Origin of the sequence: Streptomyces sp. NPDC048269, assembly GCF_040652395.1 — a bacterium.
In the GTDB taxonomy this organism is placed as follows: domain Bacteria; phylum Actinomycetota; class Actinomycetes; order Streptomycetales; family Streptomycetaceae; genus Streptomyces.
The window spans coordinates 165,791-189,398 of record NZ_JBEZLW010000013.1; the positions used below are offsets into that span (position 1 = coordinate 165,791).

Annotated in this window: 25 protein-coding genes; 17 read left to right on the forward strand and 8 right to left on the reverse strand. The window is 71.2% G+C overall.

Annotated elements, in window-relative coordinates; genetic code table 11:
- Positions 1–641: 641 nt before the first annotated feature.
- The 9 genes from AB0D48_RS17540 to AB0D48_RS17580 all read left to right on the forward strand — a co-directional run bounded on the left by AB0D48_RS17540 (position 642) and on the right by AB0D48_RS17580 (position 7,915).
- Positions 642–875, forward strand: a complete 234-nt coding sequence (locus AB0D48_RS17540; protein ID WP_362397006.1) for a type II toxin-antitoxin system VapB family antitoxin — start codon at positions 642–644, stop codon at positions 873–875.
- Positions 872–1,279, forward strand: a complete 408-nt coding sequence (locus AB0D48_RS17545; RefSeq protein WP_362396915.1) for a PIN domain nuclease — start codon at positions 872–874, stop codon at positions 1,277–1,279. Before AB0D48_RS17540 ends, AB0D48_RS17545 begins: the two co-directional genes overlap by 4 nt.
- An 87-nt stretch (positions 1,280–1,366) precedes the next feature.
- Positions 1,367–1,645: a hypothetical protein gene (locus tag AB0D48_RS17550; RefSeq protein WP_362396916.1), complete on the forward strand. Its 279-nt coding sequence runs from the start codon at positions 1,367–1,369 to the stop codon at positions 1,643–1,645.
- A gap of 176 nt (positions 1,646–1,821) precedes the next feature.
- A complete protein-coding gene (locus AB0D48_RS17555) occupies positions 1,822–2,226 on the forward strand; it encodes a hypothetical protein (protein WP_362396919.1) in 405 nt (134 codons plus the stop codon).
- Positions 2,227–2,259: 33 nt separating this feature from the next.
- A complete protein-coding gene (locus tag AB0D48_RS17560; protein WP_362396922.1) occupies positions 2,260–2,964 on the forward strand; it encodes an ATP-binding cassette domain-containing protein in 705 nt (234 codons plus the stop codon).
- Positions 2,961–3,914: a hypothetical protein gene (locus AB0D48_RS17565; protein ID WP_362396925.1), complete on the forward strand. Its 954-nt coding sequence runs from the start codon at positions 2,961–2,963 to the stop codon at positions 3,912–3,914. The genes AB0D48_RS17560 and AB0D48_RS17565 overlap by 4 nt, the downstream gene beginning before the upstream one ends.
- Positions 3,914–4,807: a hypothetical protein gene (locus tag AB0D48_RS17570; RefSeq protein WP_362396928.1), complete on the forward strand. Its 894-nt coding sequence runs from the start codon at positions 3,914–3,916 to the stop codon at positions 4,805–4,807. Before AB0D48_RS17565 ends, AB0D48_RS17570 begins: the two co-directional genes overlap by 1 nt.
- Positions 4,808–6,408: 1,601 nt before the next feature.
- Positions 6,409–7,698: a helix-turn-helix transcriptional regulator gene (locus AB0D48_RS17575; protein WP_362396931.1), complete on the forward strand. Its 1,290-nt coding sequence runs from the start codon at positions 6,409–6,411 to the stop codon at positions 7,696–7,698.
- A gap of 1 nt (position 7,699) precedes the next feature.
- Positions 7,700–7,915, forward strand: a complete 216-nt coding sequence (locus tag AB0D48_RS17580) for a hypothetical protein (RefSeq protein WP_362396934.1) — start codon at positions 7,700–7,702, stop codon at positions 7,913–7,915.
- 707 nt (positions 7,916–8,622) lie between these two features.
- Here the strand turns inward: AB0D48_RS17580 and AB0D48_RS17585 are convergent.
- Positions 8,623–9,780, reverse strand: a complete 1,158-nt coding sequence (locus tag AB0D48_RS17585) for a glutamate--cysteine ligase (protein ID WP_362396937.1) — start codon at positions 9,778–9,780, stop codon at positions 8,623–8,625.
- Positions 9,781–9,995: 215 nt separating this feature from the next.
- On the opposite strand from AB0D48_RS17585, the gene AB0D48_RS17590 reads away from it, so the two are divergent.
- A complete protein-coding gene (locus AB0D48_RS17590; protein WP_362396940.1) occupies positions 9,996–11,258 on the forward strand; it encodes an MFS transporter in 1,263 nt (420 codons plus the stop codon).
- A 98-nt stretch (positions 11,259–11,356) separates the two neighbouring features.
- Here AB0D48_RS17590 and AB0D48_RS17595 read toward each other — a convergent pair whose 3' ends face one another.
- Together AB0D48_RS17595 and AB0D48_RS17600 are read right to left on the reverse strand one after the other, a co-directional pair.
- Positions 11,357–12,751, reverse strand: a complete 1,395-nt coding sequence (locus AB0D48_RS17595; RefSeq protein WP_362396943.1) for a carboxyl transferase domain-containing protein — start codon at positions 12,749–12,751, stop codon at positions 11,357–11,359.
- A 20-nt stretch (positions 12,752–12,771) separates the two neighbouring features.
- Positions 12,772–13,560 (reverse strand): LysE family transporter, encoded by a 789-nt coding sequence (locus tag AB0D48_RS17600; protein ID WP_362396945.1) that lies wholly within the window; start codon positions 13,558–13,560, stop codon positions 12,772–12,774.
- 69 nt (positions 13,561–13,629) lie between these two features.
- On the opposite strand from AB0D48_RS17600, the gene AB0D48_RS17605 reads away from it, so the two are divergent.
- Positions 13,630–14,070, forward strand: coding sequence for an Lrp/AsnC family transcriptional regulator (locus AB0D48_RS17605; protein ID WP_362396948.1), 441 nt, complete (start codon positions 13,630–13,632; stop codon positions 14,068–14,070).
- A 98-nt stretch (positions 14,071–14,168) separates the two neighbouring features.
- Here the strand turns inward: AB0D48_RS17605 and AB0D48_RS17610 are convergent, their stop codons facing one another.
- Positions 14,169–15,791, reverse strand: coding sequence for a GAF domain-containing protein (locus AB0D48_RS17610; protein WP_362396951.1), 1,623 nt, complete (start codon positions 15,789–15,791; stop codon positions 14,169–14,171).
- The gene (locus AB0D48_RS17615) at positions 15,788–16,825 is read right to left on the reverse strand and encodes a rod shape-determining protein (protein WP_362396954.1); all 1,038 of its coding nucleotides are present in this window, start codon (positions 16,823–16,825) and stop codon (positions 15,788–15,790) included. Before AB0D48_RS17615 ends, AB0D48_RS17610 begins: the two co-directional genes overlap by 4 nt.
- Before the next feature lie 209 nt (positions 16,826–17,034).
- Between AB0D48_RS17615 and AB0D48_RS17620 the strand changes: the two genes are divergently transcribed.
- Positions 17,035–17,745 carry a triacylglycerol lipase gene (locus AB0D48_RS17620; RefSeq protein WP_362396957.1) on the forward strand — a complete coding sequence of 237 codons (711 nt, stop codon included), beginning with the start codon at positions 17,035–17,037 and terminating at the stop codon, positions 17,743–17,745.
- 49 nt (positions 17,746–17,794) lie between these two features.
- Here the strand turns inward: AB0D48_RS17620 and AB0D48_RS17625 are convergent, their stop codons facing one another.
- Positions 17,795–18,379: a hypothetical protein gene (locus AB0D48_RS17625; RefSeq protein ID WP_362396960.1), complete on the reverse strand. Its 585-nt coding sequence runs from the start codon at positions 18,377–18,379 to the stop codon at positions 17,795–17,797.
- A 78-nt stretch (positions 18,380–18,457) separates the two neighbouring features.
- Here AB0D48_RS17625 and AB0D48_RS17630 point away from each other — a divergent pair, with 78 nt between their 5' ends.
- Positions 18,458–19,204 carry a hypothetical protein gene (locus tag AB0D48_RS17630; RefSeq protein WP_362396963.1) on the forward strand — a complete coding sequence of 249 codons (747 nt, stop codon included), beginning with the start codon at positions 18,458–18,460 and terminating at the stop codon, positions 19,202–19,204.
- A 9-nt stretch (positions 19,205–19,213) separates the two neighbouring features.
- On the opposite strand, the gene AB0D48_RS17635 is transcribed toward AB0D48_RS17630, so the two are convergent.
- A complete protein-coding gene (locus tag AB0D48_RS17635) occupies positions 19,214–19,636 on the reverse strand; it encodes a MarR family transcriptional regulator (RefSeq protein ID WP_362396966.1) in 423 nt (140 codons plus the stop codon).
- Between the two features lie 95 nt (positions 19,637–19,731).
- Between AB0D48_RS17635 and AB0D48_RS17640 the strand changes: the two genes are divergently transcribed.
- The 3 genes from AB0D48_RS17640 (at position 19,732) to AB0D48_RS17650 (ending at position 22,155) form a co-directional block, all read left to right on the forward strand.
- Positions 19,732–20,754, forward strand: coding sequence for an NADP-dependent oxidoreductase (locus AB0D48_RS17640; RefSeq protein WP_362396969.1), 1,023 nt, complete (start codon positions 19,732–19,734; stop codon positions 20,752–20,754).
- 64 nt (positions 20,755–20,818) lie between these two features.
- Positions 20,819–21,241, forward strand: a complete 423-nt coding sequence (locus tag AB0D48_RS17645; RefSeq protein ID WP_362396972.1) for an organic hydroperoxide resistance protein — start codon at positions 20,819–20,821, stop codon at positions 21,239–21,241.
- Positions 21,242–21,306: 65 nt separating this feature from the next.
- On the forward strand, positions 21,307–22,155 hold the full coding sequence (locus tag AB0D48_RS17650) for an EI24 domain-containing protein (protein ID WP_362396975.1): 849 nt from the start codon (positions 21,307–21,309) through the stop codon (positions 22,153–22,155).
- On the opposite strand, the gene AB0D48_RS17655 is transcribed toward AB0D48_RS17650, so the two are convergent.
- Entirely contained in the window at positions 22,156–23,052 is an 897-nt protein-coding gene (locus tag AB0D48_RS17655) for an NAD(P)-binding domain-containing protein (RefSeq protein ID WP_362396978.1), read from the reverse strand. It lies immediately after the preceding gene.
- A gap of 147 nt (positions 23,053–23,199) precedes the next feature.
- Here AB0D48_RS17655 and AB0D48_RS17660 point away from each other — a divergent pair, with 147 nt between their 5' ends.
- The gene (locus AB0D48_RS17660) at positions 23,200–23,484 is read left to right on the forward strand and encodes a helix-turn-helix domain-containing protein (protein ID WP_362396980.1); all 285 of its coding nucleotides are present in this window, start codon (positions 23,200–23,202) and stop codon (positions 23,482–23,484) included.
- The last annotated feature ends 124 nt before the right edge of the window (positions 23,485–23,608 follow it).

The window sequence follows — 23,608 nt, forward strand, 5'->3', positions numbered from 1 at the left end:
GTGAGGGGTTAGGGGACGTCAAGGGGACGCAGAGGGGACGCAAGGACAGGAACCGGCAGGCAAAGGCCGACGTGTCCCGTCATCGGTTACCGGCGCTGACCTGCGATAACGACATTGAACCGCATGTATCGACAAGGGCCGCCAAGATCCCGAGAGGACTCATAATCCGTCGGCCGTGGGTTCGAGTCCCACCCGCCCCACCATCGCTTGATGGAGCAGAAACGTTCTGACCAGCGCCTTAGCTGGCAGGGTCGGAAGCTCCGGGGACCTTGACGGCTCCCGTCGATCAAGCTGTCATGATCGACAGGACATGTTGTGGACGCCAATGTCCGTCATATCGGGCGCAGCCCAAATTGCCTGAAATATGGTCCGGTTGAGACAAGTCTCGACTGCAGGATCAGGCCCGCCGTGAGTGGATCGGCATAGCCGTCAGATGCCCGAGTGGGACCCTGTGGTCGGTTAGGCCCGGGGCTGATCTTCTCCTGATTGACCTCTGTCTCGAACGCGCCACTGGTGGCCGGTCGCACGCTTGAATCAACCAGGCTCCGGCTTCATCGGCGGCCGGATTCGTCGTTCCCTGCCGCAGCAGATGTTGGCGATGTATCGTGTTTACATACATGCCCCTCAGGGAGGTGGTTGCTGTGTCGGTGACCCAGATTGATCTCGATGACGAGGCGCTGGCTGAGGCCATGCGGTTGATGGGCGTCACGACGAAGAAGGAGACGGTCAACGCGGCCTTGAGGGACTACGTGAACCGGGTGCGGCGGCTGGAGGCCGCGGAGAGGCTGGCTGCCCGCGGGGCGCGGGGCGAGTTTGAGCAGGCCGCTGCCGCATACGACGCTGCGAAGCAGGCCCGGCGGGCGTCCTTCGAGTGATCTCCTACCTGCTCGACACCTCTGCGCTGTGGTATCTGTTCCGTACTCCGGGCGCGCTGCAGCCTTGGGAGGGGCACATCGCGGCCGGGGTGTTCCGTGTCTGCGAGCCCACGAGGACCGAGTTCCTGTACTCGGCCACCAGCCCGTCCCACAGGGATGAGCTGGCCGAGGAGTTGGACGCGTTGTGTCCACTGTCCGCGGTGCCGAAGAACGCGTGGCGCTGGGTGGACACTGCCCAGTACAAGCTCACCCAGCGCGGCCAGCACCGCGCCGCCGGCCCGATCGGCCTGTTGGCGTGCGCAACTGCGGTCCACCACGGCCACACCGTGCTCCACGTGGACAACGACTTCGCAGCCGTGGCGAGTGTCCTGAAGGACGTGCAGCAGCGGGACATCCGCACCTGAGCCGGTCGGGGGCACCACGCGTTCAGCGTCAAAATCAGAAGACTGGCCATCGCCTCGCCGTGAAGAACCGGCGGGCAGGAGCTCGGGTTGAGAGTCCGTAAGCATCTCGACACGCAGCACCAGCGGGTCCTTCAGACCTTCGAGAAGCCGCCTCGGGGCCTCTTGGTGCTGATCACGCTGGATGAGTCAGGCACGCCATCGAGGCGTTCTGCCGCGGCCGACAGTGAGGCCGTCGCCTTCGTTCGCCGCCGGCGCCCGCACCTCTACCAGCAGGATGCCGAGCAAGCCGCCGCTCGGCTCGGCGCCCGCATCATCTGGACGATGATCCACCGCGGCGCGCTCCTCTTGCCTGGATGCTCCTACTGAAGGATGAAATCAAGCCATCGGAAGAATAAACGCAACCCTCGAAGGTTTGGCGTGATCATTCCGTTATTTGACCGAAACGAAAGAAAATATGAAGATCATCTGCGGCTGGGTGTCGATGACGGCACACAGTGCACAGACTCCACCGGGGTAGGTGGAGCAATCGGGAGGGAACCCCCATGCGTACTCGCATGAAGTCGGCCGTGGCGACGGCCGTACTCGCAGCCGGACTCGTTGGCGCACTTGCGCCGAACGCCGCCGCCGCGTACACGAAGGTCAAGAACTTCTCCTTCAACAACGAGGGCGTCGGGGCGGAGACCGGCCGTTGGTCGGCCGCGGGTGGCTACCAGTCCGCGTCACAGGACGGGTGCAACACGGCCCTCGGCGGTGCGGCGCGGGTCGGCTACGACTTCAAGATCGACATCTCCTGGTCGCCCGACCAGTGGGTGGCCTGGCGTGACTGGTCTTGCGACAACGGCGTCTACTGGAAGGAGTTCAAGGCCAGCGACGGCGGCAACTACTACATGCAGATCGCCAACACCCCGGACTTCGTCTACTCCAACGGTCGCGTCGTCTACAACTGATCCCAGACGATGAGCATCCTTTCCTGTCACGAAGTGACCAAGCGATTCCGGAAGCACTCCGTGCTGGAAGGGGTCCATCTCAGCCTGGAGGCCGGCGAGATCGTCGGCCTCCTCGGGCTCAACGGTGCGGGCAAGACCACCCTGATGCGGGTGATCACTGGGCTGTCCACCCCCGATTCCGGTGAGGTTCGGCTGTTCGGGGAGGCCTTGCCCATGCGGCCGCGGCAGCTCGACCGGCTCGGGGCCGCGCTCGACGCGCCCGCCTTCCACCGGTGGTCCACCGGACGCGCCATGCTGCGTACCCTCCTCGACACCGCCGGGCTTCCCGACGGCGGGCGGATCGCCCGCACGCTCAACCGCGTCGGACTGACCGGCGCCGCCGACCGGCGGCTCGGGACGTACTCGCAAGGCATGCGGCAGCGCCTCGCCATCGCCGCGGCGCTGCTCAAGCAGCCCGACCTGCTGATCCTCGACGAGCCCACCAACGGGCTCGACCCCGAGGGGCTACGCATGGTGCGGCGGATCGTGGCCGAGGAAGCCGAGCGCGGGGCCGCCGTCCTCGTCTCCAGCCACCAGCTCGACGAGATCCAGCGGATCTGCCACCGCGTGATCATGCTCGCTCAGGGCCGTGTCGCCGCCGCCGGTACCCTCGACGCGCTCGGCTACGACCCCGAGAGCGGTCCAGCCGCCTTCGAGGACTGGTTCTTCGGGCTGGTCGGGAACGGCGGCCGCCAGTGAACCGCCTCGTCCGGGCCGAGACCCGGCGGCTGCTGCGGCACCCGCTCGCACTGACCCTCGCCGCGCTGTTCGTCTTCGGCTCCCTCTACTGCGCCTGGGTGAGCGAGAGGATGGCCGCGCACAACATCACGCAGGTGCAGGACAACCTCGACTTCCTCCCCGCATCGTGCGAGTCCGCGCAGAACACCCCGGCGCAGAAGGCCAGATGCCTCGCCGACGTGCCCCTGCAGGCCGCCGGGCTGGAGCGGATCCAGGACAAGTTCACCGCCGAAGGGGTGCGGGCCGCGTACGCCCAGCACCCGGTGGGCGCCCTGCTGTGGACCGTACGGTTGCTGACGTCCATTCCAGGGCTCGCGCTCCTCGTCATGCTGGCGGCTTTCTCCGTCGCCGGGGAGTGGAGCCGGGGCAGCATCGTGCCGCTACTCCTCTACGAGTCCCGCCTCAGCCGGCTGCTCGCCGCCAAGGCCCTGGCCGTCTGGGTGTGGAGCCTGGCGCTGCTGTGCGTGTCCGCCGCCGTGACGGCCACGTTCGGCCTGCTTTACGGCCGTGACGCCTACCGGTTGCCCTCGCCCGGCGCCCTCGGTTCCGTCCTCGCCGACACCGCTCTCGGCGTACTGGCCGGGGCTGCCGTACTGGCCGGGGCCGCGGCCGTCGCGGTCGCCCTGGGCGCACTGCTCCGCCAGCCGATGCGCGCCTTCCTCGCCGGAATGCTGCTGCTCGTCCTGGTGGTCCGCACCTCCGCCGCCCCGGGGCTGGGCGCCTGGCTTCCCGGCGGCGCGCTTGCCGACCTCGTCGGCTTCGGCGCGGTGGACGGGGTCTGGGACCACTTCTGGATCTCCACCGACCCCTCCACCGCCCCCGTCCTGCTCCGCGTCTTGCCGACCCTGGCCCTCATCGGCCTGCTCTGGCTCGGGCTGGACCGCCTCAACCGGACCCGGGACCGTGCCTGATGACGGGTACCCGGCGGCGGCCGACACGCGGGGAAGGGACCGCCTGGGCCGGCGAGCTGCGGGCCCTGTGGACCGCTCCGGTGTGGGGGGCCACCGCAGCTGTGATGGTGCTGGCCCTGGCGCTCGTCACCCGGCTCTGGATGGCGGGCGCCTCGTACGGGGTGCTCGACCCCTCGGTGTCGGCGCTCACCTCGCTCCCGGCCGCGCTGCGGGCGGCGGCCTGGCAGTTCGCGACCCTGCTGGGGCTCCTCCTCACAGCAGTGGTCGTCGCGACCGGACTCGGCCAGACCCTGGAAGGCGGCACTTGGAGCGCCCTGCGCCTGTTCGAGAACCGGGTCGGAGTCCTGTGGGCCCGTAAGGCCGGCGCCGCACTCGCCCTGTCGCTCGCCAGCCAGGTAGTCACCGGCGTGTTGCTGTGGCTGGGCACCTCGGCACTCGCCCGGCTGTGGCCGGTGCGGCCCCGAGCGGTGCCCCCGGGTTTCGCCGGCGGTCATACTCCGCCTCCCCTGCCCGTCGAGTCCGCGACCTGGGGCCAGGCCGCGGGCGCGATCGCCGGCGCCCTCCTCGTCCAGTTCCTCTTCATCTCCCTGGCCGGGCTCGCGGCGGCCCTGCTGCGCAGCGTCATCGGGACCCTCGCGCTCGGAGCCGGCCCCCTGCTGGTGACCGCGCCGCTCGTGATGCTTCCGGCGGCGCCGTTCCTGCCGCACCGCTGGATCGCCGATCTGCTGAACCTGCCCTCCGAGGCCCAGTACCAGCTGTACCTCTGGAATCAGGCCCCGCCCGATCCGACGCCCCTGACCGGAGGCCTCGCCCTCGCCGGGGTCGCGTCCCTGGCCGCCGTGGCCGCCTGGGCGGCGCTGCGGTCCGAGCGGGCGCTACGGCCCGTCGACTGACACCGCGGCCCGGTGGCGACTCTGTTGATAGAGGCGCGCAACGACTGCGAGGGCGTGGGTTCCGCTGCGGTCTCTCGCTTCGGTGTAGGTGGTGGCTCTGTCAGCGAGGAGAGGCCGCAGATGGACTTGCCTGCTCACGAGCGTCTCTGGGCGGGATGGCTGCGCCGACGCCCGCAGGCAGGGCGCACCGGCGGGGGTCGGCGCAGCCATCCCAGTCCGGCCGTTGGCACCCGGACCCCGACCGCCTGCGGCCCGCTCCCGTCCCGCTATGCCCAGTGGATGCCGAGGTCGGCGAGCTGGGTGAACTGCTCGGTGCTGAGGCGGTCGCGGCGTGCTTTCTGGCTGCCGGTCCAGATACCGGTGCGGTGTGGTGCCGTCGAGGAGCGTCTCGACGTGGGCGCGGGGGATGGTGGTGCCTTGCCGCGCAATGTACTGGATTGGGCTCCAAGAGGCTCCGCTCCCGTTTTAGGGGTCGGAGCCTCTGCACGTGGGAAGGGGAAGCCGATGTGCATGAGTTAGGTGGGCGGTGGACCGGCCCCTGTCCCGCGAATTCCACAGGTCACCCGTTCCGTGCGCCTGTTGAGGACGCGTTGAGGACGCAAGGATGGGAACGGATCCAGAAGGGCTGGAGTAGACCAGTACTGGGCGCCCTCCGTCGGCCGTGAGTTCGAGTCCCACCCGCCCCACTTTGATGTCGCACAGAAACGCTTTGACCTGCAGAAACGTCCTTGTGTGTGACCGAGGGCGGCAACTTTGCTCCAACGGAGTGAATCCGCTGCTCAAGACTTCGTAGACTCGTGTGCAAGCCGCTGCTCGTAAGATTTTTAACCGCTTGACCTGCGGACGATCTCCCAGCTCACTTCTCCGAGGCGGCATCGCTCTGCGGCCTTTGAGCGTCAGAGTCCGCGCGTGGCATTCGCGGTGCTGAGTGAAAGAATCGCCGTCGATGCGGGTGCAGGGCCCTCCCGTGCCGTCACCCTCAACCCCCGGCGTGTGAGCGGGACGGTTCCTCAGCCGGCGTCAAGGCCGGCATCGCTGAGTGCTGCTGGAGGTGATGAGGTGAGCAGGACAGCTAGCTGGAAGGCTTCGTCGGCGTGCTCCGGTCGTCGCTGAGCTTAGGCAATCCGCAATCTCGCTGGTCAGAGGTCCTATCTGTCTTTCTGCCCATCGGTCGGAAAGCTGGCCTCATGAAAGCCAGGGATGAAGGCCCACGCGCCCACCGCTGAGAGACCGGACGATCAGAGCTCGCGGTCGAGCCAGATCATTGCCACTGCCGAGATGACCCGGCTGAGGCTGGAGATCGCCAACCTTGCGAGCAGCGCCATCGCGACGCTGGTCCGGTTTGCAGCCGAGCTGCCGTGCTGACGAGAGAACCGCATCGAAATCCCCTAGGTGATGAGCTGGATCACCCTCCTGGCGGTCCAGCGCCTGGTGGGAGGATTCCGCCTCCACTCGCCCGCCATGCAGGCGTTCCAGTTGTGCCACACGGCGTATCGGCGAGTTGGCTTCGAGGGCATCTCCGTTCCACTGCGCTAGTGCGGCGCGTTGCAATTTTGGAACGGCGATGGTGGCCGTGAACGCCTCCCCCGTACGGTCGCATTATGAGTGAGCGTCAGAAGACTCAGCAGAAAGCGCGCTTCATCGACGAGGCGTGGTGCCGGGCGCTGCGCAGGGCGGCCGAGCCGATCACCCGCAAGGAGTTGGCCACTCGAGTGGGTTTCAGCGTTGCCAAACTCCAGGAGTACCTGGCAGGGCACCGGAAGCCCAGCATGGACGACCTGGTCCGACTCGCGGACGCGTTGAACTACCCCAAGCTCAGGCTCCTGACCATGGCCGGCTACCTCGAAGGAATCGCCAATCTCCTCTCCTACATGGACCAACTGGAGGACCAGGCCGAGCGCATGGAGTACGCCGCGAAGCGGATGCCGGGTGAGCCGCTGTACGGGGCCGCCCGAATTGCCAACTCCGCCTTGAGCGAGGCCGACTTCGAGGTCGGGATCCGCCCGGTCTGGTTGGGGAGGGGTGCCCGGCGGAGGCACTACAGCGACCGCGTCGTCCTGAGGTCGCTGAACGGTGCGGCCGTCAGTCTTCTCGACCGGCAGCGGGTCGAGGCGGCACTTCACGACGAGCTCGCTTGGTTCGGCGCCGGATTCGTCGAGGGATGGGTTCCCGGACAACGGGAGTTTGTGATCAACGTTCCGAGGTTCGTGGCAGCGCGGAAGGGCAGTGGCGCGCCGATGGCGGGAGTACCCAGGTCGATCGCCGTCATCGGCGGACACTGGGCCGGATCGGCGGATGTCGCCAGCTTCCTGGGGCATGCCTTCGACTACGACTACAGCCATGTCGGCCTGGTGGCGTCGCGTGCGTTCTCCCGGCTGACGCACCGCTGGGGTGACGCCGACCAGGAGCGCGACCGACTGGAGGTCGTGCGGACGTACGTGGAAGGCAGCGATCTGGGACGGACGCGGGTCTGGGCGGCGGACGTCGGTGACTCCGAGGCTGCCGCGAAGGTCATCGCGGCGTCCCGCTCGGCCAGGACGCCGCTAGTCATCCACCTCAGGCCCACAGACGACCTACTCGACTGGACCGCGCACACCAGAAGCGAGCGGCGGCATACCGCGGCTACCCCGGCCGAGGAGATGCGGCGGCTCCGTGCCGTCCGACAGCGGGTGGATACCACCCTCGGTGGTATCGCGCACAGGACGCTCGTCCTTCCGGCGCCCCTGCCATCCTCGGTTCGTGCGGCGGGCTCCGACGGCGACCGCTCATCCGACGGCTTCTTCGACATGTGGGCCGACCTTGCGGAAGCGTCTGTCGGAGCCATGCACCAGCTCTTCCCGCTGGCGTTCGCCCGCGATGAAGCCCTGACCCGACTCAAGGCGGTGAAGTGATGTGTCCCATTTCCCCCAGCTGGAACAGCTGATCCTCTACGTGGCTTTACTCGGCATATTCATGATTGCCTCCTGGATCTTCGGCGTCTTCCGCAGAACCAAAGTGCTGGTGCCGAAGCGCCACAGGGACACCTGGGTGAGCGCCGGCCAGCTGGTCGGGATCTGCGGCTTGGGCGTGGTGGACGTGTCCAGCGCGCTCCTCGCGATCTTCTTCTGACGGCCCCCCGCACCGGCGGCGGGCGGCTGCGTGGCCGACGCCGAAGCTGTCCGGCTGACCCTGGCGGCGCTCGACTCCAGTCACCGACCACCGTCGACAAGGGCCGTGAGGAGTGGATCTCGGACGGCATCGCGGTCCCTGGTGCCCTGATCGAACGCCTATGGCTACACCACTCTGCCGACGCGACCCTGTGAGAGCTTCACGTCGATGATGCCCCTCGTCATGACAGGGTCATTGGACTATTCAAATCACTGTCCGTCGCCGCCTTTGCGTGGCCAGAGTGCGCCTAGTCGCAATGAACCGGTCGCGGTTGTGAGGCTCTGCCCCGATCGAGGGTGGAGCCTTCTTCCGATGGAATGGGAACCCGCTGCGCACAAGTCCGAACGTGCTGCTTGCTCACCCCTCTCCCGTCAGGGGGCGAACTAGCACCCGCCGGAGCGGACCGCCAGGGGACGGCCAGGGGACGGCCAGGGGACACAAGGACAGGTACGGACGCGCACAAGAGGGCAGGTTTCCATACAAGTAATGGGCTCTGACCTGGGGAAACGTCACAGATCCGCGTCAGAGGGCAAAGGCCGCCAAGATCCCAAGAAGACTCATAATCCGTCGGCCGTGGGTTCGAGTCCCACCCGCCCCACTGCGAGCCGCAGGTGCAGAAACGATTGCACCTGCGGCTTTGGCGTTTCCGGGGGGATTTCGGTGTCCGGCTAGAAGTTCTCCGTTTCGTCCGCGAGGTAACGCAGTACGTCCGTCAGGTCCTGGCGGCGGGCGAAGGCCGCCCGTTGGCGGTGGGCGCCCGAGCCGTCGCGGAGGAGGGCGCCCAGGGTCTTGGCCGCGTGGTCGAGGTCGCCGGCGGCGACCAGGGCCGGAGCGACCAGGTCCAGCAGGGCCTCCGCGAGGTCGGCCGCCGGGAGTTCGGCGCCCGTGTACGGGTCGAGGCCGAATCCCTCCAGGCCGTCGTGGGCCGCCCGCCAGCGCGCCAGGCGCAGTACGTCGTCCCGCAGGGCCGGTTCGGGCCGTTCCTCCGCGATCTCCCGCAGGGCCGTGGCGACCAGGGCACGGACCAGCTCGGCCTGGAGGATGGCCGTGTCGATGTCCGGAGACATGTCCGGCGCTCTGATTTCGAGCGTCGGCCAGTGCCCCGACGGACGGAGGTCCCAGTAGACCATCTTGGTGTCCAGGGCCGCCCCCGAGCCGAGCAGGGTCTGCACCGAGAGCCGGAAGTGGGCCGTGGACGTGAAGTGCGGGGGCAGACCCGCCGAGGGCCAGCCCGACCAGGCCATTGCCCGCCAGCTGGCGTGGCCGGTGTCACGGCCGCCCCAGAACGGCGAGTTGGCGGCCAGCGCGATCAGCGTCGGCAGCCACGGTCTGACCCGGTTGGACACCGCCACCGCCGTGTCGACGTCGAGCGTGCCGATGTGGACGTGGCGGCCGCAGCTCACGAGGGTGTCGGTGAGCGAGCCGAAGCGGCGGTGCTGCTCGCGCTGGCGCGGCTCGTCGTTGGTCAGGTGCAGCGGCCCCTCCACGGCCACGACCGGAGAGGGTGCGGCCAGCAGGCGGCAGCCGTGGGCGCGGGCCGCCCGCCCCAGGGTGCGCCGCAGGGTGGCGAGTTCCTCGCGCAGCGAGGCCGCCGAGTGGGCGATCGGGGTGGAGATCTCCACCTGGTAGCGGGTGCCCTCGGGGTGTATCTCCCCGGGCAGCCCGCCGGCCGTGGCGAGGACGAGCGGGGCCGTGGGGACCACCCGGAAGGTGCGGGCGTCGACGAGGAGGAACTCCTCCTCGACCCCGACGGTGAGGGGAACGGTGGAGCGCACCGTGTTCTGCGCGGTGCCGGTGCTCGTGGTGCTGTTGCCAGGTTCGATCACTACGCCTCCCTGGACATACGAGTCTTTTCATCATGAGCTGAACACGAGGCGCGGAGCGTACGGCGATCCGGTCAAATGTCCCGTGACGGTGGCGAGTTAGCGGCAAGCAGCGGCCCGGTGTGGGGCCCCGGGACCCGGGTGGGGCGGCTGTTGCCGGTGTGTGCGTGCGGGAAAATGACCGCGGGCGGCGAGCGGCCCTCTGGTTATCATCCGCTGTGACCCGTACCGCCGCGCCCGACCGCCCCCAGCGGCGAATATTTGCCGACCTCACCCCGCTCCGCACGTCCCGGGACTACCGGCGGCTGTGGGTCGGCGGCACCATTTCCTGGCTCGGCCAGGCGATGACCGCCCTCGCGATCTCGCTCCAGGTCTACGACATCACCCGGTCCAGCTTCTCCGTCGGGCTCGTCGGACTCTTCTCACTCGTCCCGCTCGTCGTCTTCGGGCTCTACGGCGGAGCCATCGCCGACACCGTGGACCGGCGCAAGCTCGGCCTCTACAGCTCCCTCGGCGCCGCCGGGCTGTCGGCCGCGCTCGCCGCGGCCGCACTGCTCGGATACCACCGGGTGTGGTTCCTGTACGCCGTCGTCGCGCTCCAGGCGGTGTGCGGGGCGCTCGCCGGACCGGCCCGGTCCGCCATGATCCCGCGGCTGCTGCCGTCCGCGCAGTTGCCCGCCGCCAACGCGCTGAACTCCGTGACCATGACCTCCGGGATGATGGCCGGCCCGATGCTGGGCGGGTTGATCGTCGCCTGGTGGGGGTACCAGGCGGCGTACCTGATCGACGTGGTGACCTTCACCGCCGCCCTCTACGCGATGTGGCGGCTGCCGTCGATGAAGCCCGACCGCGCCGAGGGGACGCGCGGAAGGGCTTCCGTCGTCGACGGTCTGCGCTTCCTCGGCACCCGGCCCAACATCCGGATGACCTTCTTCTCCGACCTGGCCGCCATGGTGCTGTCGCAGCCGAAGGCACTGTTCCCGGCCATCGCCGTGCTCTGGTACGGCGGCGACGCGAAGACGGTCGGCCTGCTGGTGGCCGCGCCCGCCGTCGGGGCGCTGCTGGGCGGGCTGTTCTCCGGCTGGCAGGGCCGCATCCGCCGGCACGGGCTGGCCATCCTCGTGGCCGTCGCCGGGTGGGGACTGGCGATCGCGGTCTTCGGCCTCACCCGGAACCTGTGGCTCGGTCTGTTCTTCCTGGCCGTGGCCGGGTGTGCGGACACCATCTCCATGGTGTTCCGCACCACGATGCTCCAGGCCGCCACCCCGGACGACATGCGCGGGCGCCTCCAGGGCGTCTTCATCGTGGTCGTCGCGGGCGGGCCCCGGCTCGGGGACTTCCTCGCCGGGACCGCCGCGGACCTGACCTCCCCGGCCGTGGCGATCACGGGCGGGGGCCTCTCCTGCGTGCTGGTGCTGGGCCTGCTCGCGCTCCGCTGGCGGGCGTTCGCCCGCTACGACGCGCGGTCGCCGCAGGCGTAGGGCCTCACGCGTCCACCGGTTCGCGGTGCGGGGCCGTTGCCGGGACGCTGCCCCGGGCCCCGGGCCCCGGGCCCCGGGCAGCGTCCCGGCCCTGCGTCTCAGTCCCCGGCCGGGCCGGATGCGGTGGCGCAGGAGGCGGGTGGGGCGGGGGGAACGATCCCGCGGGCGACGCCCAGGGTCACCAGGTCCTGGGGGCGGATGCGGAGTTGGTCCGCCGTGGCCGGGGCGGCCGTCGGGGGGCGCTTGAGGATGGCTGCCGCGAGTTCAGGGGCGATGACCGAGAAGTAACTGTCCGGGGTGACCCACGTGTTCCCCGGCGCGGCCAGCGCGAGGGCGCCGCCCGAGCCGCCCTCGCCGATCAGCAGGGTGGTGACGGGGACGGTGGCCGCGGCCAGCGCCGCGAAGGTGTCCGCGATGGCCGCGCCCGCCCCCTCGTGCTCGGCGGCGGCGTCGTTGGCCGCCCCCGGGGTGTCCACCAGGGTGAGCACGGGGATGCCGAGCCGGTCCGCGAGGCGCAGGACGCGGGCGGCCGTACGGTATCCCGCCGGGCGGGTGGCCGTGCCGCACTGGGCGGCGTACGCCACGGCCCGGCCCTCCCGCAGCCCGAACCCGCACAGCATGCCGGGGTCGGTGCCGCCCGCCCGGTCCCCGGAGAGCGGCAGGCGGAGGGCGAAGTACGCGTCGAGGTAGGCCGCGGCGCGCGGGCGGTCCGGATGACGCGCCTGCCGGACCGCGTCCCAGCCGGTCGCGGGGGGCTGACCACCGCGTACGCCGCCCAGCGCGGCCGGGGGTTCGACGGGTCCGTCCGCGCGGGGCGCGGACAGGACGCGGAGCCAGTCGGACAGGACCCCGGGGAGCTCGGCCGGGGGGACCACGGCGTCCACGTGCCCGGCGGCGTACTGGCCCTCGGCGCAGTACGCCGCCGGGTCCGCGTCCGCGGGCCGTACCCGGGAACCGGCGAAGCCGACCTGGGCCCCGGGGAGCGCGAGGACGACGTCCGCCCCGGCGCCGAGGGTGGCCCAGCCGCCGCCGGTCGTCGGATCGCGCAGGACGGCGATCTGGGGCAGCCCGGCAGCCCGGGTCAGTACGCACTGGCGGGCCACGCGCTGGAGCTGGGTCAGCGCGAGCATCCCCTCCTGCATGCGGGAGCCGCCGGTGGCGATCAGGGAGACGAGGGGCAGGCGGTGCTCGCGAGCGTGGCTGTACGCGGCTTCGAGCCGGTCTCCGGTGCGCTCGCCCAGCGAACCGCCGAGGAAGCCGAACTCGAAGGAGATCACGGCGGCTTCGCGGCCGCCGATGCGGGCGGTGCCGGTGACGACGGACTCCTGCTCACCGGTCCGCTGCGCGGCGCGGGCGCGGGAGTCGTCGTAGCCGGTCCAGGCCAAGGGGCCGTCGGCCGGTGACTCCCGTCGGGGGGCGGGGAGTTCGGTGAAGCTGCCGGGGTCGGTCACGGAGGCGATGGCCGCGCGGGCCGAGAGGCGGGTCGTCGTCACGGGCTCACCCTAGGGGTTGTTCACGGGAGGGGAAGGGCGATCTTGATCGCATAGGCGGCGACGAGGCCGTAGCCGAGGCGGAAGGTCCACGCGCGGGCGGTGTCCGAGATCCGGCTCCCGGCGAGTGCGCCGAGCGCGACGAGGGACTGCTGCCAGAGGAGCGAGGCGGCGCCGACGCCGAGGAGGAAGGCGGCTCCGGCCGGGCCGGTGCGGAGGGTGGCGCCCTGCGCGGTGGTGAGGGCGGCGAAATAGAGGGCGGTAGTGGGGTTGAGGGCGGTGAGGCCGACGTACCGGGCGAAAGCCTTGGCCGGGTCGGCTCCGCCTGTGGGCCGGGCGTCGGCTCCGGTTCCAGACCCGGGGCTCCGCGCCGGGCCCCGCGCCTCGAACGCCGGCGGGGCGGGCTGGTCCGGCGGGGCTGGAAGGCGCAGCCGGGCTGGATGACCGGGGCTCCGCCCCGGGCCCCCGCGCCCCGATCGCCGGGGGGCTGGACGGTGCGGCGGGGGTGAGTGATCGGGGTGGCGGCGGTGCCTCGTGAGGCCCCGGGCGGCGATGGCCAGGAGGATCACCGCGGAGGTCAGGCGGACCCAGGCTTCGATCGGGGAGATGTGGGAGGCCACCCACGGGCCCAGGGCGGTGGCCAGCGCGGCGTAGCCGAGGTCGACCGCCGCGATGCCCGCGGCCGCCGCGATCGCCGCGCGGCGGTGGCGCATCGCCTCCTGCAGCAGCAGCACGCTCATCGCACCCATCGGCATCGCCACGCCCAGGCCCGCGACCGCGCCCGCCAAGGCCGGTGTCATCAGTTCGCTCATAGGGGGAGCGTCAGGCCCACGGGCCGCCGGACGGGCACCGATATCGGCCCCGGCTGCGAGAATCGCGGTATGGACCGCCTCGACAGGGAAATCCTCGGCATCCTGCAGCTGGATGCGCGGATCTCGTACCGCGACCTCGGCGTCCGTGTCGGCCTCAGCGCCAACGCGGCCGCCGACCGGGTGCGCCGGATGCGCCGGGAGGGGGTGATCCGGGGGTTCACCATCCTGGTCGACCCGGGCGCCGACACCCGCGGCGGGCTCGTCGTCTTCATCGACGTCACCTTGCGCCAGGACACCACCAACGAGGAGTTCGAACGGCAGGCCGCCAAGCTCCCGGGAATCACCGAGGTCGTCCACGTGACGGGCGAGCACGACTACCTCGTACGCGCCCGGGCCGCCGACCCCGCCGCACTCGACGCCCTGCTCCGCCGCCTGAAGCGGGAGGCCGGGGTGGCCCAGTCCAACACCCGCATCGCCCTCCGCGCCGCCAACCGCCCGGGCCAGCCGTAAGAGCACGCCGGGTGCCGGGCCGGACGGGCGCGCCGGGGCGGCCGCCGGCGGCGGCGGCCTCGGGACCGGCGATGCCCCGCCGAGCCTCCCGTTCAGGGCTACAGCGCCGACTCCCACGTCAACGTCGCCCCCCGGGTCCCCGACTCCGTGCGGCCGTCGTCCGCCACCGTCAGGCGGACCCGGTACGGGGTCGTGTCCACCTCCACGTCGAGGCCGGTGACCTCGCTCCGCCGGTGCGCCGCGCCCAGCGCGCCGCGCAGGGCGACCAGCAGATGACCCGTCACCGGGTCCGGCAGCAGCGCGTCCACCGCCCCCGCGAAGTGCACCGACGGCTGGAAGCCGAACAGCACGGCCGCGCCGCCCGTCTCGCGCAGCACCCGCCTCCGGAAGGTCGTCGGGGCGTCGGCCGGCGGCTGCTGGAGGGCGAAGATCGCCGTGCGGACCTCCTGGATGGTGGAGTCCAGCTCGTCCACGGCACGGCTCAGCTCGTCGCCCACCGTGTCCCCCGACGGTGCGTTCGAGGAGCGACGCCTGGTGCTCTCCAGCATCATCTCCGTGGCGAACAGCCGCTGGACCACCAGGTCGTGCAGGTCCCGGGCGATGCGGTCACGGTCCTCGTACACCGCGAGCTGCTCGCGGTCGTGCTGCGCGTCCGCGAGTACGAGGGCCAGCGCCGCATGGGAGGCGAACTGCGAGGCCAGCAGCCTGTCCACGGCGTCGTACGGGGGACCGCCCCGGGCGCGCGGCAGAGCCAGGGTGCCGATCAGCTGGCCGCCGCTCTGGAGCGGGAGCATCATGCTGGGCCCGAACCGTTCCCGGACGTGCGTGGTCATCCGGGGATCGGTGGCCGAATCCTCTATGAAGACCGGCTCGCCGCCGAGGAGTTGTTCCAGTACGGGCGACCCGGGGGCGATCGCCGTCCCCACCAGGTCGCCGGGATCCCCGTGGGTGGAGGCGGCGACGATCTCCATGCCGCCCTCCCGGGTCGGCTGGAGCACCACCCCGGCCGCGGCGTCGGCCAGCAGCCGGGCCCGTTCGGCCACGCACATCAGAGCGTCCGCCGCCGGGCGGCCGGCCAGCAGCGTGGTGGTCACGGCGGCGGCGCCCTCGATCCAGCGCTCCAGGCGGCGCGCGGTCTCGTAGAGCCGCGAGTTGCCGATCGCCATCCCCGCCTGCGAGGCCAGGACGCGCACCAGGGCGAGGTCCTCGGCGGTGAACGGGCCGCCGCCCCGCTTCTCGGTGAGGTAGACGTTGCCGAAGACCTCGGTGTGCACCCGGATCGGCACGCCCAGGAAGCTGCGCATGGGCGGGTGGCCCGGCGGGAACCCGGCGAAGCGCGGGTCCGCCGTCAGATCGTCCAGCATCAGCGGCCGGGGGTCGCTGATGAGCGCACCGAGCACGCCGGAACGCCCGTCGGGAAGCCGGGGGATCGCCGCCCGCTCGGCGCCGGTCAGCCCGGCGGTGAAGAGCGCGGTCAGCCGGACGCGCTCGGGGTCGATGACCCCGAGCGCTCCGTACCGCGCCGCGCAGAGCTCGGTCGCCGAATCCACGAGGTGCTGGAGGGTGGCGTTCAGCTCCAGCTCGGATCCGACGCTGAGCACCGTGTCCAGCAGGACCGGGAGGGCGGAGGGCCGGTCGGGCTCCTCGTCGGGACCCTGTTCGGGCCCTTGTCCGGGCCCCTCTTCGGGCTCTTCGACGGGTCCCGCCCCGGCGTTCGTCATTCGGCCAGCGGGTTGAGAACCATGGGGGCGATCTTCCCTTCCAGCATCGCGCCGAGACCGAGTACGGCACACACGTCGGGCCGTTCCGCGATGGCGACGGGCATCCCGGTGGCGTCGCGGAGCATCTGGTCCAGGCCGGGCAGCAGGGCGCTGCCGCCCACCATCATGATCCCCTTGTCCGTCAGGTCGGCGACCAGGTCCGGCGGGCAGTCCCGCAGCACCTTGCCGATGCCGTCGAGGACGGCGGTCAGCGGCGTGTGGATGGCGTCGCGGACCGCCGCCGTGTCCACGTGGACGGATCGGGCCAGTCCGGTGGCCACGTCGCGGCCGTGGATGAGGGTGGAGGCCGGCCCCTCGGCGGTGATGCCGTTGCCGTGCAGCGCCAGCTGGAGCGGCCGCACCGCCTGGCTCGGCAGCATCAGCTCGTGCGCGTGGCGCAGGTGCTGGACCACCGCGTGGTCGATGGCCTCGCCGCCGACCGGGATCCGTTCGGCCGTGACGATCGAGCCGAGGGAGAGGACGGCCACCTGGGTGGCCGCCGCCCCGCACACCATGATCATCGTCGCGGTCGGCTGCTCCACCGGCAGGCCGCAGCCGACGGCCGCCGCGATCAGGGTGTCGACGAGTTCGACGCGGCGGGCGCCGAGCCCGACGAGGGTTTCCACGGTCGCCCGCTGGGCCAGCGGGTCCGCGTCGTGCGGGGTGCAGGCGGCGGCCCGCAGCCGGGGCTTGCGGCGCAGCGCGCGCCGCAGCTTCTCGCCGAGCAGGTGACGGAGCATCCGCTGGGCCATCTCGATGTCGACGACGGTGCCGCCGGAGACGGGGCGCACGACCCGGATGTAGTCGGGCGTGCGGCCGGTCATCCGCTCGGCGAAGGTACCGACGGCGATGAGCGCGCCGGTCCGTGTGTTCACCGCGGCGACGCTGGGCTCGTCGACGACGAGGCCGGCGCCCTTGACGTACACGCGGGTCCTGGCGGCCCCCAGGTCGACGGCGACGTGGCAGCGGCGCAACTGCTCAAGACTGACGGTCACGGCAGATCCTCCGAGAGCGCTGACGCAAGAGGACCGGCGGAATGCCGGTCGCTTGTCATATCTTCTCGGGCATTTGGGGCTGATCGCCCGTTGTGATGCTCCGGTCGGGGGTGCGTCGCGGCTGCATGGGGGTGGATTTCTGTACCGACAGGCACCAGCATGCGCCCACCGCACGCGCTACTCACGCGTAACCAGGTAAAGGGGACTCGATGCTGACGACCCGCCAGAGACTGGTGGCACTCCTGACGCTCTGCCTGGCGCTGCTGGCGCCGGTATCGGCCCGTGCCGCCGACCGGGTCACGGACCACGCCTCCGAGCAGGCGTCATCGCGCAATCCGGTGGTCTTCGTACACGGTTACAACGCCGATCCGGGCGTCTGGGGAGCCCTGCGCGAGGACCTGCGCGCCGCCGGGTACGCCGACTCGGACCTCTTCTCCTGGGGTTACGACACCCACCTGTCGGTCAACGAGGTCCTCGCCGGGCGGTTCGGCGCCTACGTCGAGGAGGTCCGCCGGCAGACCGGCGCGGCCCGGGTCGACGTCGTCGCGCACTCCTTCGGCTCGCTGGTGAGCCGCTGGTACGTGAAGTTCGGCGGCGGCGCGGCCACCGTGGGCCACTGGGTCTCGCTGGCCGGACCCAACCGGGGCACCTCCACCGCATGGGCCTGCGCGCTGTGGGACCAGGCGTGCCGGGACATGACGCCCGGCTCGTACGTGGTCAAGAACCTGAACGGCGGGGACGAGACCCCGGGCGCGGTGAAGTACGCGACCTTCTGGTCGAACTGCGACGAGGTCGTCAACCCGGACGACAGCGTCCCGCTGACCGGGGCGGCCAACACGCCGGTCGGCTGCCTCAAGCACAACGACCTGCTCGGCGACGACGCCACCTCGGCGGGCGTCCGGTCCTTCCTCGCCTCCTAGGTCGTCAGCGCAGCGCCGTCCGGGCCGGGCGGGACCTCGCCCCCACGGTCTAGAGGTCCTCGCAGGAAACCCGCTGGAGCAGGCCGTACGTGAACTCGGCCACGCAGTGCCTCGCCCCCGCGGCGAACGCCAGGCGCCAGCGGGTCGGCGCGGTGCCCTCCATCGGCCGCACCGGGGCGAAGGCCCGCGCCACCTCGTCCACCGTCGCCGACCAGGGTCGCAGATCGTCCGCCGACGCCAGTACGGGCCCCCGCGCGCCCGGGGCCCGTACCAGCCACTCGTTCCACACCGCCCCGTCCGGCGCGGCCAGCACCTCGAAGCGCAGGTCCGGCCAGAGCGGTACGGGCCACAGCAGCGCCTCGCACTCCAGGTCCCCGATCCTGCGCGACTCCGCGGACTCCGGGGCGCCGAGCACCGAGCGGTAGCGGGAGAGGGCGCCCCGGGAGCGGGGCGAGCGGACCATCGCCTGCCAGCGCTTGTTCGCCTCCCGCTGCTCCGAGAGCGAGGCGCCGAGCCGCCTGCGGGCCTCGTCGGCGAGGTCCGGCTGGAAGTCCGCCATCCTGCGCAGCAGCACCAGCTGGAAGGCGGCCGGCCCGAAGGGGCCCCGGGCGCCCGGAGTCGGATTCGCTGTCATGGAGGCAACAATTCCACACAGGATCCTTACGTTCCCGGGATACGGATGTTGCCGGGAACCCCGTAGCCTGCGGGCCCTATGAACTACTGCCCCGCGTGTCGGAGGTACCTCAACGGCGCGCTGGCGTGCGCCGGGTGCGGAACTCCGGCCGAGTACCTGATGCCCGCCGCGCCCGCCGCCGCGCCCGCCGCCGCGCCCGCCGCCGCGCCCGCGGCCGTGGCGGACGAGCCCGCGCCGCAGCCCACGCTGGCCGACGTGTACGCGGACTCGCTCGTGGTGCTCTCCGCGCCGAACGAGCGCAGGGCCGGTGCCCGCCGCCGCGCCACGCACCGCAGGCGCCGCCGGACGGTGCTGACCGTCGGGCTCGGGCTGCTGCTCGCGACCGCCGGCTCGCTCGGGGTGGCCAAGATGGCCACCGACGGCCAGCGCAGCGACCGGGCCGCCACGGTGGTGCTGACCGACGACGCCGGACCGCAGCAGCCCGCGCCGCTGCCGGACCTGCCGACTTCCGGCGCGCCCGCCGGGCCGTCCGGAAAGGCCACGGCGAAGGCCGCCGCCGGGCCTGCGAAGAAGGCCGGCACCGGGGCGCCTTCCGGGGGTGTGACGCAGTCGGCGCCGGCGCCGTCCGCCCCTGCGCCCACGACGTCGGGCTCGGCGTCCAGCACTCCCGGGCCCGGGGGCAACATAAAGCCGACCGCTTCGGGGCAGCCGTCGCAGAGCGCCACCGGCAGCCCTCAGCCGCCGACCCCGACCCCGACGAAGCCCACGCCCAAGCCCACGCAGAAGCCGAAGGACGACTGCTGGCTCTTCTGCGGTTGGTTCTGAGCCGCCGGGTCAGCCCAGCATCCGCCTGAGCAGGTCCCGCAGGGCCGTCCGCTCCTCGGCCGACAGGCCGGCCAGCGGCTCGCGCGCGAAGTCCAGCGACTCGCGCAGCCGGTCCGCGGTCAGCAGGCCCTCCTCCGTCGGGGCGGCCAGCTTCACGCGGCGGTCGGCGGGGTCCGGGCGGCGCTCGACCAGGCCGCGGGTCTCCAGCCGGTCGACGATGCCGGTCACGTTCGACGGCTCGCACCTCAGCTTCTGCGCGATGCGGCGCATCGCCATCGGCTCCAGGGAGAGCAGGTTCAGCACTCTGGCCTGCGCGCCGGTCAGCTGGTGGCTGGCGGCCGCATGCTCGTACTCCATGTGGTACCTGGCCACGACGTCGCCGATGAGTTCGACGACCTCGACGGTCACTGGGTCTACGCGACGACTGGGCATGGATTCAGAGTACCCATTTACTTGACAACATGAAATATCCAGGCGCATGGTTGTTTCACCTAGTGAAGCAATTTCGTTCTTACCAGGAGCGCCGCATGTCTCAGATCCCCGCCGTCAGCCGCGAGTGGCACCTCGTCCGTCGGCCGCAGGGCTGGCCCGTCGCCGAGGACTTCGCCCTGCGCGAGGTGCCCGTGTCCGCCGAGCCCGCCCCCGGCCGGATCCTCGTGCGCAACCTCCACATGTCCGTGGACCCGTACATGCGCGGACGGATGAACGACGTGAAGTCCTACGTCCCGCCGTTCCAGCTGGACGAGCCGATGCAGGGCGGCGCGGTCGGCGAGGTCGTCGCCTCCGCCGCCGAGGGCTTCGCCGTCGGAGACCACGTCCTGCACCACCTGGGCTGGCGCGAGTACGCGGACTTCGACGCGAAGTTCGCCACCAAGGTGGACGCCTCGCTCGCCCCCCTCTCCGCCTACCTCGGCGTACTCGGCATGCCGGGCCTGACCGCCTACGCGGGCCTCTTCGAGGTCGCCTCCTTCAAGGAGGGCGACGCGGTCTTCGTTTCCGGTGCGGCCGGTGCGGTCGGCAGCCTCGTCGGCCAGTTCGCGAAGATCAAGGGCGCCTCCCGGGTGATCGGCTCCGCCGGCTCGGACGAGAAGGTGACGCACCTCACGGAGAAGTACGGCTTCGACACCGCCTTCAACTACAAGAACGGCCCCGTCGGCCAGCAGCTGCGCGAGGCCGCCCCCGAGGGCATCGACGTCTACTTCGACAACGTCGGCGGGGACCACCTCGAGGCCGCCATCTCCTCCCTGAACGTGAACGGCCGGGCCACCCTGTGCGGCGCGATCGCCCACTACAACGACACCGACGCCGCCCCCGGCCCGCGCAACCTGATGCAGGTCATCGGCAAGCGGCTGCGGCTCCAGGGCATCCTCGTCAACGACCACGCCGGGCTGCAGCAGCAGTTCGTCCAGGACGTGGCCGGCTGGCTGGGCTCCGGTGAGCTGCGGTACGACGAGACGGTCGTCGAGGGCGTCGAGAACGCGGCCTCCGCCTTCCTCGGCATGCTGCGCGGCGAGAACACCGGAAAGATGATCGTTTCTTTCACCGGTTAGGCTCACCCCACACCGTCGTGACCGTGGGCGCGAGTCTCGGCGATTACCAGGAGGATCTTCTTACATGTCCATCCAGTACTCCGACGTCGCGTACACCGCTGTCGCCACCGCCGAGAACGGCCGTGACGGCCGCGTCGCCACCAACGACGGCCAGCTCGACGTCGTCGTGAACCCGCCGAAGGAGCTCGGCGGCAGCGGTGCCGGCACCAACCCGGAGCAGCTGTTCGCCGCCGGCTACAGCGCCTGCTTCCAGGGCGCCCTGGGTGTCGTCGCCAAGAACGTGAACGCCGACATCTCCGGCTCCACCGTCACGGCCGAGGTCGGCATCGGCAAGAACGACGAGGGCTTCGGCCTGATCGTCAAGATCTCCGCCGTGATCCCGAACGTGGACGCCACCACCGCCAAGGACCTCATCGAGAAGGCCCACGAGGTCTGCCCGTACTCCAAGGCGACCCGCGGCAACATCACCGTCGAGCTCGCCGTCTGATCAGGCACGGCTCGGCGAAGGCCGCACCCCGGTCCGGGGTGCGGCCTTCCCCGTAGACTGGCGCCATGCGTGATCTTGCGGGGGGTTTCCGGTATCTGCTGGCCGGACAGCGCTGGGTGTTCCGGCACGGACGGTGGCTGGGCTTCGGGCTGTTGCCCGGGCTGGTCTCCCTCGTCCTCTACGCCGGAGCGCTGGTCGGGCTCGGCTACGGCGCCGACGACCTCACCGCCTGGGTTACCCCCTTCGCCGACGGCTGGGCCTCGCCGTGGCTCGGGCTCTTCCGCGGCTTCCTGACCGCGCTGGTCTTCTGCCTCGGACTGTTCCTCGCGGTGATCACCTTCACCGCCGTGACCCTGCTGATCGGCCAGCCGTTCTACGAGTCCCTCTCGGAGCAGGTCGACCGGAGCGAGGGCGGCGATGTGCCCGAGTCCGGGCTCCCGCTCTGGCGGGAGCTGTGGGTCTCGGCCCGGGACAGCGTGAAGGTGCTCGGCCGGGTGCTGCTGTACGGGATCCTGCTCTTCGCCCTCGGTTTCATCCCGGTGATCGGGCAGACCGTGGTCCCGGCGCTCGGGTTCTGCGTCTCCGGGTACTTCCTGACCCAGGAACTCACCGCCGTAGCCCTCCAGCGGCGCAAGGTGGACCTGCCCGAGCGGTTGGTGCTGCTGCGGTCACGGCGGATGCTGGTGCTGGGCTTCGGGGTGCCGCTGGTGCTGGCGTTCGTGGTGCCGCTGGTCGCGGTGTTCCTGATGCCCGGCGCGGTGGCGGGGGCCACGCTGATGGCGCGCGACCTGACGGGGGCCGACCGGGCCCCGGGGGCGGGTGCCGGCGCGGAGGCCGGGCCGGGGACCGGGTTCGGGGCCCAGGCCGACACCACGGCCGGAGGTTTCGGTCCGCCGCCGCCCGCGTACTCGTAACTACCGCTTGAGCAAGGTGATCGCCCCGGCCGTGTCCTCGCCGCCGTGGGCGGCCGGGTCGGCGGTCAGCCGGCGCCGCATCAGCTCCAGGTACGGGGAGATCAGCTCGGCGCTGACCCCCTGCTGCTCGGCGGTGCGCAGCAGGGTGCCACTGCCCGTGACCTGCATGGCCAGGTTGGACACCACTCCGGTGGTGAAGTCCCGTGAGCTCAGCCGCTCGGCGGCGTTGCCGATGAAGAAGCCCATCGCGCCGAGCCACTCGGACAGCAGCGGAGCCAGGTCCTTCGGGGAGACGTCCTCGCCCTCGATCAGCGCGTAGGCGTGCGAGACGCCCGCGAACATTCCGTACATGGCACTGAGCAGCGCCACGTCGTGCAGGGCCGCGTGACCGGGGTCCTCCCCGACGAAGCGGCCGCCGGCCGGGACCTCCAGGACCTCCCGGTGCGTGTCGAAGAGCGCCCGCGAGCCGCTGTAGAAGACGTAGCCCCCGCTCTCCGGGACGCCGATCATCGTCGGCGTGGCCATGATCCCCCCGTCCACGAACCGGGCCCCGCGCTCCTCGGCCCAGGCCGCGCGGGCACGGCCCTCGGCCGGGGTGCCGGTGGTGAGGTTGACCAGGTCCTTGCCCGTCAGGTCGACGCCGGCCAGGGCCGAGTCGATGCTGGCGTCGTCCAGCAGGCACAGGACGACGAGCCGGCTCGCGGCCACGGCCCCGGCGGCGCTCGCGGCAACGACGGCGCCTTCGGCGGCCAGCGGCCCGGCCTTGGTGGCGGTGCGGTTCCAGACGGTGAGCCGGTGCCCTGCGGCGAGCCAGGTACGGGCGAGGGCGGTGCCCATGTCGCCGAGGCCGAGCAGGGTGAGGGAGGTGAGCGGGTTCTGCGGGGTGTTGTCGGTCATGGCGTTTAGCCTGGTGGCAGGCCGTGAGGCGCTCAAGTACGCACCTTGGAGTGGGTGGTTACCCCAAGGTGAGCGAGCAGGTGGGAGGGGTGTGCGGTGGCGGTGGCACGAAGGCCCGGAGCGGATCACTGCGGGATCGCCGCGGCGATGTCCGTGATCGACGGCAAGTGGAAGGTCTCGCTCCTGTGGGAGCTGGAGCAGTGCCCCCGACGCTTCGGTGAACTGCGCCGGCTCGTCCCGGGCATCTCGGAGAAAGTGCTCGCCGCCCAGCTGCGCGAGCTGGAGACGGACGGCATCGTGCACCGCGAGGTCTACGACGAGGTCCCGCCGCGCGTCGAGTATTCGCTGACCCCGCTGGGCCAGGAGCTGAACACGGCCCTGGAAGCCCTGGGGGAATGGGGAGCCAAGCACCTCCTCCCGGATTCGGCCTAGGGGGTGTCTTCAAAGGGTTCTGATGGGGGATCATGTGTCGCATGGTGCGTCGTCATGAACTGTCGGATCTGGAGTGGGAAGCGTTGTCCGCGCTGTTGCCGCGGTCGTCGTCGGGGCGGCCGCG